Origin of the sequence: Kitasatospora arboriphila, from assembly GCF_039528095.1 — a bacterium.
GTDB lineage: Bacteria > Actinomycetota > Actinomycetes > Streptomycetales > Streptomycetaceae > Kitasatospora > Kitasatospora arboriphila.
In genome coordinates this window covers 1-941 of the sequence record NZ_BAAALD010000235.1, presented here as the reverse complement: position 1 = coordinate 941, position 941 = coordinate 1, and the positions used below count along the sequence as shown (strand labels likewise).

Genomic DNA, 941 nt, shown 5'->3' with positions numbered 1-941 from the left:
CTTTGTCTGTCTGGGGATGCGCGCCAACCGGACGGGTCTCGACGAGATCGAGCGCTGGGCCAATGCCAATAACGTCAAAATCATGAACATCGGCGACAGCGTGATGGCGCGACGCATTATCGATGGCGTCCGCGAAGGCCGCAACGTACTGGATGCACTGGAAGACATGGGTGCGCTGGGCAGCCGCGAAGCACAACGAATTCCCTTTCTAACTTATTGAGGATTTTTGTCATGGCAGAACGTATTACTGGACACACTGAGCTGATTGGCCTGATCGCCACCCCGATTCGTCACAGCATGTCGCCCACCATGCACAACGAGGCTTTCGCCCATCTCGGGCTGGACTACGTCTATCTCGCTTTTGAAGTCGGTAACCAGGAGCTAAAAGACGTGGTGCAGGGCTTCCGGGCGATGAAGCTGCGCGGTTTTAACGTCTCTATGCCGAACAAAACCGAGATTTGCCAGTATCTCGATAAACTGTCGCCGGCGGCACAGCTGGTCGGGGCGGTCAATACCGTGGTCAACGACGACGGCGTACTGACCGGACATATCACCGATGGCACCGGCTACATGCGCGCCCTTAGCGAAGCCGGTATCGATATCATCGGCAAGAAGATGACCGTACTCGGCGCCGGCGGCGCGGCAACGGCGCTCTGCGTCCAGGCAGCACTGGATGGCGTGAAGGCGATCTCCATCTTCAACCGCCGCGATAAATTCTTCGCCAACGCAGAAGAAACCGTGGCCAAGATCCGCCACAACACCGACTGCGAGATCCATCTGTTCGATCTCGACGATCATGACAAACTGCGCGCCGAAATTGACAGCAGCGTGATCCTGACCAATGCCACCGGGGTCGGCATGAAGCCGTTCGAAGGCCAGATGCTGCTACCTGACGACAGCTTCCTGCGTCCGGACCTGATCGTCTCCGACGTCGTCTACAA

2 protein-coding genes are annotated in these 941 nt (G+C 57.6%); both read left to right on the top strand.

Annotated elements, in window-relative coordinates; translation table 11 throughout:
• The coding region (locus ABD353_RS39690; protein WP_344628576.1) for a hypothetical protein at window positions 1–220 on the top strand (220 nt) is incomplete at its 5' end.
• Between the two features lie 11 nt (window positions 221–231).
• A partial coding sequence (locus ABD353_RS39685) for a shikimate dehydrogenase (protein WP_344628575.1) occupies window positions 232–941 on the top strand: 710 nt, incomplete at its 3' end.